This is a genomic window from Polaromonas sp. P1_H6 (assembly GCF_056405195.1).
The window spans coordinates 119388-129804 of the sequence record NZ_JBFUCN010000022.1 but is presented as its reverse complement, the minus strand read 5'-3'; the positions used below and the strand labels follow the sequence as shown (position 1 = coordinate 129804).

Here is a 10417-nt window from a genome sequence, read left to right as displayed (position 1 = left end):
CGCTTGTTTGAGCCGAAGGCGAGTTTGCGCGAGACCCCGCCGTAGTCGAGCACCGCAGGTTGCCCCGTAGCGAAGCGCAGGGGACCCAGACTGCGGGTCGCCTTTTCTTTGGTGACTTTCTTTTGGCGAAGCAAAAGAAAGTTACTTGCCGCCGGGCAACCCCCGGCCAGCAGAACTTAGACGAGAGCACAGAGGGAGCGCGGACAGCCGGCGCAAGACCCGGCACCCCACCCCAACCCCTGCCAAAATCCCCAAATGCAATTTTTCAAAGACCTCAACCTCGCAGCCTTCACCGCAGGCTTTGTGGCCGTGCTGGTCGGCTTCACCAGTTCGGTGGCCATCGTCTTCCAGGCCGCGCTGGCCTTCAACGCCACACCAGCCGAAATCGCGTCGTGGATGTGGGCGCTGGGGATCGGCATGGGGGTGTGCTCGGTGATCCCCTCGCTGTGGCTCAAAAAACCGGTGATGGTGGCCTGGTCCACGCCGGGTGCGGCGGTGCTGGCCACGGCCGGGCTGGCCGGTGGGTTCTCGATGGGGGAGGCGGTGGCCGCTTTCATGGTCAGCGCCGCGCTGATCACGCTGTTCGGCATCACCGGCTGGTTTGAAAAAGCCATGAACCGCATTCCCGTGGCGATTGCCTCGGCGCTGCTGGCCGGTGTGCTGGCGCGCTTCGGCATCCAGGCTTTCGCGGCGGCGCAAACGGCCTTGCCGCTGGTGCTGCTGATGCTGGCGATCTATTTGCTGGGCAAGCGCCTGTTGCCGCGCTATGCCGTGGTGCTGACGCTGACTGGGGCGATTGTTTTTACGGCCGCACGCGGGCAACTGGCCTGGTCTGAAGTGGCTTTTTCTTTTGCGATGCCGGTGTTCACCATGCCGACGTTCAGTTTCGCGGCCATTGTCAGCATGGCGATTCCGCTGTTTGTAGTGACCATGGCCTCGCAAAACCTGCCGGGTGTGGCAACCATCTACGCGGCGGGCTATGGGCCGGACAGTGCCGGCGGCGGCATTCCCATCTCCAAAATCATCACGCTGAGCGGCCTGGCCACGCTGGTGCTGGCGCCCTTTGGTGCCTTCGCGCTCAACCTGGGCGCCATCACGGCCGCCATCTGTATGGGCAAGGAAGCGCATGAAGACCCGGCAAAGCGCTACACGGCGGCCGTCTCGTGCGGCGCGATCTACATCGTGATCGGCATCTTCGGCGCGGCCATCACCGGCCTGCTGACGGCCTTCCCCAAGGAGCTGGTGGTCGCCATCGCGGGGCTGGCGCTGCTGGGCAGCATAGGCAGCGGGCTGGCGGCGGCGATGAAAGACGAATCGCACCGCGAGGCGGCCCTTATCACGTTTCTCGTCACCTTGTCCGGCGTGGTAATAGCCGGTGTGGGCTCGGCCTTTTGGGGTGTGGTGGCGGGCGCGCTGGCGCTGTTTGTACAACAATACGGCCAGCAGCGCCGCGAATCCCCGTCCGGGACGGCCCCAGCAGACACCCGAACCCCTTCCAAACCATGAACATTCTTTTTGTCGCAGATCCGCTTGAGTCCTTCAAGATCTACAAGGACACCACCTTCGCGATGATGCGCGAGGCGCAAAAGCGCGGCCACCGTGTCAGCGCCTGCCTGCCGGCGGACATGAGCTGGCAGACCGGCGCGAAAGTCACGGCCCAGGTGCGCCACATCACGCTGACGGGTGATGCGGACACCTGGTTCACGGCTGATGCCGCGCGACCCGACGCGCGCGAAGCCATCGCGGGCTTTGACGCGGTGGTCATGCGCAAGGACCCGCCTTTTGACAGCGAATATTTCTACAGCACGCATTTACTGGAACAGGCTGAGCGGGAAGGCGCCAAAGTCTTCAACAAGCCGCGCGCGCTGCGCGACCACCCGGAAAAGCTCGCCATCCTGGAGTTCGCGCAATTCAGCGGCCCGACGCTGGTCACGCGCAGCGCGGCCGACATCAAGCGTTTTCATGCCGAACACAAGGACATCATCCTCAAGCCGCTGGACGGCATGGGCGGCATGGGCATCTTCCGTGTGAAGGAAGATGGATTGAACCTGGGCAGCATCACCGAGACGTTGAACCGTGACGGCGCACAAAGCGTGATGGTGCAGAAGTTTTTGCCCGAGATCGCCAAGGGCGACAAACGCGTGCTCGTCATCGGCGGCAAGCCCGTGCCCTTCAGCCTGGCGCGCATTCCCCAGGGCAGCGAGGTGCGCGGCAACCTGGCGGCCGGCGGCCTGGGCGTGGCGCAGCCGCTGTCAAAACGCGATTTTGAAATCGCCGAGGCGCTGGGCCCGGTGCTGGCCGCGCGCGGCCTGCTGCTGGCCGGCGTCGACGTGATCGGCGACTACGTGACCGAAATCAACGTCACCAGCCCGACCTGCTTCCAGGAAATCCATGACCAGGCCGGCTTTGACGTCGCGGCGATGTTTATCGATGCGCTGGAGGCTGCGCTGAAAGGCTGAGCGGCCTCGCTGCCTTCGCCTCCTCGGGGCCGCCCTGCGTCTCGCGGCGGGCCGCCAGCACGCGCGAGCGCCGCTTGCGCCACCAGATCACGATGCCGGTCACCGACAGCATCACCACCACCATCCCCATCAGCGACATCATGATGCGGCCCGGCAGGCCCAGGATGCGCCCGCCGTGCAGCGGCAACTGCAGCTGCGCGAACACGTCGGCCGCGGTGCCGTGCCAGGGCTGGTTGCTGCTGATCAGGCGGCCGTCTTCAGCGCTCAGGTAGAGGTTGGACAGGTCCATGCCGTCGCTGTCGTCATGCGTGGCGTGGTCGAAGAACGAGACGTTGTAGAAACCGCCGCGCTGGTTGTAGAAGACGCCGCCCGGCGTGGTGGTCCAGCCGCGGCGTGTGGCTTCGGCCCGGGCGATGCCGACGATTTCGACGAAGCCAATCTTCGGCTCGATGCGCGCACCCAGCGGCGCCAACGGCACCAACGTGGAGGGACCGGGCGTGGTCTTGGACACCATGGACAGCAGCGGGAAAAATATCTCGCGGTTCAGGTTGATCGAAAACGAGGTGAAGGCCACCACGATGATCAGGCCGCACACCCACAAACCGCCGGCGCGGTGCAGGTCGAAATTGAGCTTGTAGCCGCCGGCCTTCCAGCGCAGCAGCCACGAGGGTTTCCAGCGCGACCACCAGCTGGCCGGGTCACGGTGCGGCACGATTTCGGCGCCGGCGCGCTTGCGCAGGCGGCGCGGCATCGTCAGGTAGAAGCCGACAAAACTGTCGAGCAACCAGACCAGCGCAATGCCGCCCATGATCCAGTGGCCGACGCGGTCGCTGCCCCACATCGCCGGCACATGCAGCGTGTAATGCAGCTTGCGTAAAAAAGGCATCAAGGTTTCGGGCTTGAACGACACCGCGTTGGAATCGCGCTTGCCGCGCACCTGGGCCGTGACCGGGTCGACGAAAACCTGGTTGTAGCCGAGCTGGTAGGGCTGGCCGGTGGCCGGGTCCTTGCGCGGCTGCACGAAATAGCCCGCGGCATGGCCTTCCTCGAAACCCAGCGGCAGGTAGGCCACCCGCGCGCGCGGGTCGTGGGCTTCGACGGCGGCGGCCAGCTCGAAGGGGTCGCGGAAAGGGCCGCGCGCTTCGGTGTCATAGAGCTTGCTGTTCAGCCAGCCGTCGATCTCGTGGTCCCACGAGATGACGGCGCCGGTCAGGCCCGAGACAATCAGGAACAGCGCGGTGGACAGCCCCATCCAGCGATGCAGGACGGCCCAGAGGGTTCGCATGGCGGAAAAACCTTTTTAGAAGTCGATGCTGCCGCTCACGACGAAGGTGCGCGGCGCGCCCATGACCAGGTAGTTGTCAGTGGGCGAGGCACCGCCGGCCGAGGCCCAGTACGACTTGTTGAGCAGGTTGTCGACGCGACCACGCAGCGTGAGGGCTCGACCGTTGCCGATATCCATGATGTAACGCGCCCCCACGTCCAGGCGGGTCCAGGCCGGCAGCTCCTGGGTATTGGCCGCATTGGCGTACTGTTTGCCGGTGTGGATCACGCGCGCATTGAGCGCCAGGCCGCGCACGCCGGCCACGTCCCATTCGGCGCCGAGGTTGAGCTGCTGGCGCGGCACGCCGATGGCATCCTTGCCGTCGGTGGCGCCGGTGAGTGTCTTGCTTTGTTTGGCATCGAGCAGCGTCAGGCCGCCGAGCAGGCGCAGGCCGCGCATGGGCTCACCGTAGACCGAGAACTCCAGGCCCTGGTTGCGTTGCTCGCCGAAGGCGCCGTAGGTAGTACCCACCGTGCCGTCGAGCGGGCGGTTGGTTTCAAACAGGGCCACGCTGCCGCCGAAGGTGCCGGCGTCGTATTTGGCGCCGATTTCTGTCTGCTTGGAGTGGAAGGGCTTGAACACCGTGTTGGCGTTCGTCACCGGCGTCACCACCCCGGCGATGGTGACGGTGGACGGGGCGATCTTGCCGGGCACCAGGCCTTCGATGTAGTTGCCGTAGAGCGACAAGTTGCTGTTGACCTTGAAGACGATGCCGGCGACCGGCGTGGTGCGGCTGCTTTCGATGGGCGCGGCGGCGACGCCGGTGTTGTAGGCGAAGGTCTGCTGCTTGATGGTCTGGTTGCGGGCCCCCAGCGTGAGCAGCACGGTGTCTTTCGCGAACGAAAGCGTGTCGGCGATGGCCAGGCTGGACGTCTCGGTCTTGGCCTGCAGCGCGGGGCTGGCCAGGTTGTTGCCGACAAAACCGGGGGCGGCGCTGTTGGCTACCGGGAAAGCCGAGGCGACCGGCGTGTAGATGTTGCTGGTCACACTGGCCGCGGAGAACGCGAAGGCGTTGTAGCGGTCGTTTTTATACGTCGCGGCGGAGGCGACCACCGTGTGGCCTATGCTGCCCGTGCTGAACTTCCCGCGCAGGCCGGCTTCCAGCGTGGTGATCTTGTCCTCGCGCGTGTTGCTGAAGCGTGTGCCGGTCGTGGCACCCGCGGCGTTGGTGAGGGTCGGGTTGGCCAGGTCGTTGCCTTCCCAGCTGTTGCGCAGGCCGCCGGCGACCCAGCCGGTGATGGCGCTGTTGAAGTCGGCTTCGGCGCGCACGGTGGCGAAGGTGTCGCGCTCCTTGGCAGAGGTCCAGGGCTGGGCGAAATTGCTTTTGGCATCCGGCGCGGCGGGAATCGGCAGCAAGGCCGACGGCGTCACGTTCGGGCGGCCGCCAGTCAGCGCGTAGTCCTGGTGGCCGATGTCGGCCGAGATGCGCACATTGCTGCTGCGCCAGTCCAGGCCGACGCCTATGGCGGTGAGATTCATTTTTTCGTTGTCGACACCGGTTCCGCCGTCGCGCTTCACCGCGTTCAGGCGGATGCCGGTGGCCTGGTCGGGGCCGAAACGGCGCGCGATGTCGGTCGATACGGAAGCCTGCCCGCCGCTCTGATAGCTCAGGCCGGCTCGCGTCAGCGGTTCATTGGGGGCGCGCTTGGGCAGCAGGTTGATGCTGCCGCCTATGCCGCTGCCGCCGGGCGCCGCGCCGTTGAGGAGACTGTTGGCGCCGCGGAAGACTTCCACGCGTTCGAGGAATTCGGCCGCGATGTACTGGCGCGGCAGCATGCCGTAGAGGCCGTTGTAAGCCACGTCATCGGAGTACACGGGGAAGCCGCGCACCATGTAGAGCTCCTGGAAGTTGCCGAAGCCGCGGGCCGCGCGCACCGACGGGTCGTTCAGCAGGACGTCGGCGACGCTTTTGGCCTGCTGGTCCTGGATCAGCTCGTTGGTGTAGCTGGTGCTGGAAAACGGCGTTTCCATGATGTCCTGGTTGCCCAGGATGCCAACGCGCCCGCCGCGCGCCACCTGGCCGCCGGCAAACGGCTTGGTGAGGCCTTCTGCCGAAGCATCGGCGCTGGCATTGACGGTCACGGTAGACAAGGTCGCGGTTGGCGTACCGGACTCCGGCGCGGGGGCGGTTTGCGCATGGACCAGCGGCAGCCAGAGGGCCAGGGTGGCGGCGGTTGCGATGGGTGTCAGGAGAAAACGCGATGAGGGCATGGTTGGGACCGAAGGTGTTTTAAATGAGAATGATTATTATTACCTTAATCACCAAATCCTCTTGCCCACAGCCTCCTTGCGTCATTTCTTCGACGGATTTCGTTGCGGCGCCACAACGATATGTATACATGTCATTCACCATGCGCGCCGGCCGGCCGGGGCTCAGCCCGGCACAAGCTCGCAAGGCCACACTGCGCGAAATGGGGCGCCAGCCGAACGCCGTGCCGCACCGGAAAGGCGGCGACTTTGACAGCATCTATGTGGTGACCGTGCGGCGCTGCGCGGCGAGGGCATGGCCGTCGCTCGTCCCAGCCGCGAAGCTAGGCCGCGGCCAGTGCGCCGTCCTCAAACACCTTGAGTTCGCCCGGCGCGAACGCCGTCCAGGTTTCGTTGGTGGTCAGTGGTGCCGTGACCACCACGGCCACCTTGTCGGTGGAGCGCGTGTGCTCGGCGAAGTTCACGCTCACATCCTCATCACTCAACGTGGCATGTGCGAAGGGGTGCTTGCGTTCCACGTAATAAAGATTCGTGGAGGCATGCGCCCACAGCGCCTGGCCGTTGCTCAGCAGGAAGTTGAACGTCCCGTGGCCGGCGATCTGCGCGGCCAGCTCGCGCAGCGTGATGCTGAGTTCCTTCACGCTGGGCACACCCGCATGCGACTTGGCCATCTCCTGCATGATCCAGCAGAAAGCACGCTCACTGTCGGTGGTGCCGACGGGCCGGAAGCTGCCGTGCAGGCGCGGCGCAAAGTCCTTCAGGTCGCCGTTGTGCGCGAACACCCAATAACGACCCCAGAGCTCGCGTACAAAGGGGTGGCAGTTTTCCAGCGCAACGCGGCCCTGCGTGGCCTTGCGGATATGCGAGATCACGTTGCGGCTTTTGATGGGGTAGCGGCTGATCAGCTCGGCCACCGGCGAGCTGCAGGCCGGCTGGTGGTCGACAAAGTGGCGCAGGCCCTTGTCGCTGGCGCCGGCCACGCTGTCGTCGCCTTCAAAAAAAGCGATGCCCCAGCCGTCGGCATGGTGGTCGGTGTGGCCGCCGCGCTGTGCGAAACCGCGAAAGCTGAAGGTCACGTCGGTGGGCGCATTGCAGTTCATGCCCAGGAGTTGGCACATGGTCAGCCTGCTTTCTGTTCGTCGTTGGAGATGCCGGCCACAGGCACGCGAAGCTGCCAGGCCGCCACCATGGCCAGCAGGCACAGGGCGGCCAGCATCAGGAATGCCTCGTTGAAAGCCGCCAGCCGCGCCGGGCTGCTGGTGCTGTTGGCCAGGGAATCGCCATGCGCGGCGAGCCGCCACTCGAGCACGATGCCGCACAGGCTCACGCCGATCGCACCGCCCAGCATGCGCAAGAAATTGATGGCGCTCGCGCCTTGCGAGAGCAAATGCTCATGCAAGGGCCGCAGCGAACCCAGGTTCAACGATGGCAGGATAAAACCCAGGCCGATGCGGCCCAGCGTGGCCCAGGCCACCAGCATCCACAGGCCCGAGGCCAGGCTCACCGTGAGCATCAGCGCGAACGAAGCAGCCAGCAGCGCCAGCCCTGTGCTGACGAGCAGCCAGGTCGGGTGTTTGTCGGCCAGTCGGCCCACGCCGGCGATGGTGGCGGCCAGCACCAGGCCGGCGGGCAGCAGGATAGTACCGACGTGCGAGGCCGACAGATTCAGGCCCAGTTGCAGGTAGACCGGCAGCAGGTAGGTCGAGCCAAACAAGGCCGTGCCATAGATAAAGGCCACGATACTGCCCATGGCGAAAGGCCGGTAGCCGAACAGCGCCAGGTTCATCAACGGCGCACCGCCCGTGGCGGCCAGGCGGCGCTGCCACCAGACAAAGGCTGCCAGCGCGGCGACCGCGCCACCCAACAAGACCAGCGCCCGCGCGCCGCCGGTGCCGTGCAACTCGACCATGCCGTTGAGCAGGCACAGCGTGCCCACCGCGCCCAGCAACAGGCCGCGCCAGTCGATCATGGCGGTATTGCGGTTCGCCGGCACGCCGCCCGGCGCGGTGTCGGGCACATAGCGGTAGGCCATCCATAGCGAGAGGAGGCACAGCGGGATCACCATGAAAAAAATCGAGCGCCAGCCGAACAAATCGACCAGCACGCCACCTATGCTGGGCCCCACGGCGGGTGCCAGCACCACGCCCATGCCGAAGAGGCCGCTGGCGCGGCCCTGCTCATGCGGCCCGAAGGCTCGCATGATGATGATGGCGGGAATCGGCTGCACCACGCCGGCCGCCAGTCCCTCGGCCACGCGCGCGCCCAGCACCAGGCTGAAATGGTTGGCCAGGCCGCCGACGATGCCGCCGGCCATCAGCAGCAGCATGGTGCCCGCATAGGTTCGGCGGTAGCCGTAGCGCGCCAGCAGCCAGGGCGTGGTCAGCATGGAAACGGTCATGGCCACCATGAAGCCCGAACTCACCCATTGCGCGCGCTCCTGCCCCAGCGTGAAGTGGTGGCTCATGTCGGGAATCGCCACGTTGACGATGGTCGACGACATGATGGAAGCCATCGTGCCTATCATGACCGACAGCAGCAGCAGCCAGCGATAGCGCGGGCCGTGCCGCGCCTGCAGGTCGGCGAGGGAAGCGGGCACGCGCGAACCCGGGCTCAATCCCTGGGCTCGGACCAGAGCTTGCCGCCGGTGGCCCAGTTCTCGCGCTTGACGTCGGTGATCAGGATGTCCACCGAGTCGGGCTGGCCGCCCAGGATTTCAACGCTGACGCGGGTGATGGCCTCGACGAGCTTTTTCTTCTGCTCGATGGTCCGGCCTTCCATCATTTCGACGTGGTACGTGGGCATGTTTTCCTCTGGATGAAACGCTTGCGGCGGGATTGCCGAGGGGCGCGTGAATACCCGATGATAAAAGCAAGCGTAAAAGCAGGCGGCGGCCGCTGGCTTGTCGGCCTGCGCTGACAGGCGCACGGGGATTGCCGCCGCAGGCCCGCACGGCAAACCATGGGACACTGGTCTTCCTCTGGGCGTCCCGCACCCATGCCTGCGGGCTTCATCCGGGCCACACTTGTTTCTCACCACCTCCGTCCCTTCCACCGAGCCGCCCCTTCCCCTGCTGGCGGGCCGCAACTACCGCTGCCAGTGCGGGCAGCCGGTTTTCTTTCGCAACAGCAAGTGCCTGGCCTGCAACACGCCGCTGGGCTACGACTGCGAGCGCGGCCTGCTGCTGCCGCTGATGCCGGGGCCGCGCGAAGGGACCTGGCGCGAGTGGCAGGCGGGCGCCGCGCCAGCCGCGCCGCCGCCCGACGACACACAGCCACCCCGGCTCGAGGCGATTCCCGGCCAGGAGTCCGCGCCGGGCGCCGCCACGACCGAGGCGGCGCCACCCGCCGAAGCCGCTACCCCCCAAACCACCGAAGAAGACACGGACGACGGCGAGCCGACCTACAAACGCTGCCTCAACCTCTCCACCCCCTCCTCCTGCAACTGGCTGGTGGACGAGCACGACCCCGCCGACATGTGCCGCGCCTGCCGGCTGAACCGCACGATTCCCGACCTGACCAATCCGGAGCAACCCGACAACGGCTACCTCTGGGGACGCATAGAGCTGGCGAAGCGGCGGCTGGTGTCCTCGCTGATCCTGCTCGGACTGCCGGTCGCGTCGCGCATGAGCGAGGATCCGGAACGCGGCCTGATGTTCGACTTCCTGCGTTCACCGGTCAACGGCCCGCACATCATGACCGGGCACAACACCGGCCTGATCACGCTCAACATCGACGAAGCCGACGACGCCAAGCGCGAGGCGGTGCGCAAGGCCATGCGCGAGCCCTACCGCACCCTGCTCGGGCATTTCCGCCATGAAGTGGGCCACTACTACTGGGACCGCCTGGTGGCCGGCACGCCCTGGCTGGAGGGCTTTCACCAGCTCTTCGGCGATGAAACGCTGGACTACAAGGCCAGCCTGCAACGCAATTACGACGAAGGCCCGCCCGCGGACTGGCCCCTGCATTTCGTGAGCGCCTACGCCAGCACCCATCCGTGGGAGGACTGGGCCGAGTGCTGGGCGCACTACCTGCACATGCGCGACACGATCGACACCGCGCTGAGCTTCGGCCTGAGCGTGGACCGCTTCGACCTGGAGTTCACCCCCTTCACGCTGGACGCGCTCTACCAGCCCGAGCACCCCGATGCCGAGCAGTTCCTGGGCTTCATCAACCACTGGACCCGTTTGACCACCATGCTCAACGAGATGTCGCGCAGCATGGGCCAGCCCGACTTCTATCCTTTCGTGCTGCCGGCGGAAGCCGTCGGCAAGCTGCATTTCATCCACCTGCTGGTGAACTCGCGCAGCTGGCTTCAGCCTGTGGAAAGCGCCCCACAGGCACCATCGCAAATACAGGCACAGACGCAGGACAGCACCGAAGGCCATGCCGGCACACAGCAGGGTGCAGGGACCGCCGCTTCAAGCTGA

The 10417-nt window shown here is 65.9% G+C and carries 8 protein-coding genes; 3 read left to right on the top strand and 5 right to left on the bottom strand.

All coding sequences use genetic code 11. The features are described from left to right. The first annotated feature begins 255 nt into the window (after positions 1-255). Together AC1D1F_RS18805 and gshB are read left to right on the top strand one after the other, a co-directional pair. Entirely contained in the window at positions 256-1506 is a 1251-nt protein-coding gene (locus AC1D1F_RS18805; protein WP_477675473.1) for a benzoate/H(+) symporter BenE family transporter, read from the top strand. Next, on the top strand, positions 1503-2459 hold the full coding sequence (gene gshB / locus AC1D1F_RS18800) for a glutathione synthase (protein WP_477696204.1): 957 nt from the start codon (positions 1503-1505) through the stop codon (positions 2457-2459). The genes AC1D1F_RS18805 and gshB overlap by 4 nt, the downstream gene beginning before the upstream one ends. Here gshB and AC1D1F_RS18795 read toward each other — a convergent pair. The 5 genes from AC1D1F_RS18795 to AC1D1F_RS18775 form a co-directional block, all read right to left on the bottom strand. Continuing rightward, positions 2425-3744, bottom strand: a complete 1320-nt coding sequence (locus AC1D1F_RS18795) for a PepSY-associated TM helix domain-containing protein (protein WP_477675475.1) — start codon at positions 3742-3744, stop codon at positions 2425-2427. The genes gshB and AC1D1F_RS18795 overlap by 35 nt on opposite strands. Positions 3745-3759: 15 nt before the next feature. Then, positions 3760-5994 carry a TonB-dependent receptor gene (locus AC1D1F_RS18790; protein WP_477675476.1) on the bottom strand — a complete coding sequence of 745 codons (2235 nt, stop codon included), beginning with the start codon at positions 5992-5994 and terminating at the stop codon, positions 3760-3762. Positions 5995-6314: 320 nt separating this feature from the next. Further along, positions 6315-7109 (bottom strand): class II glutamine amidotransferase, encoded by a 795-nt coding sequence (locus AC1D1F_RS18785; protein WP_477675477.1) that lies wholly within the window; start codon positions 7107-7109, stop codon positions 6315-6317. 2 nt (positions 7110-7111) lie between these two features. Next, a complete protein-coding gene (locus AC1D1F_RS18780) occupies positions 7112-8587 on the bottom strand; it encodes an MFS transporter (protein ID WP_477675478.1) in 1476 nt (491 codons plus the stop codon). Positions 8588-8601: 14 nt separating this feature from the next. After that, entirely contained in the window at positions 8602-8793 is a 192-nt protein-coding gene (locus AC1D1F_RS18775) for a 4-oxalocrotonate tautomerase (protein ID WP_436156996.1), read from the bottom strand. Positions 8794-9013: 220 nt separating this feature from the next. Here AC1D1F_RS18775 and AC1D1F_RS18770 point away from each other — a divergent pair, with 220 nt between their 5' ends. Continuing rightward, positions 9014-10417 carry a zinc-binding metallopeptidase family protein gene (locus AC1D1F_RS18770; RefSeq protein ID WP_477675479.1) on the top strand — a complete coding sequence of 468 codons (1404 nt, stop codon included), beginning with the start codon at positions 9014-9016 and terminating at the stop codon, positions 10415-10417.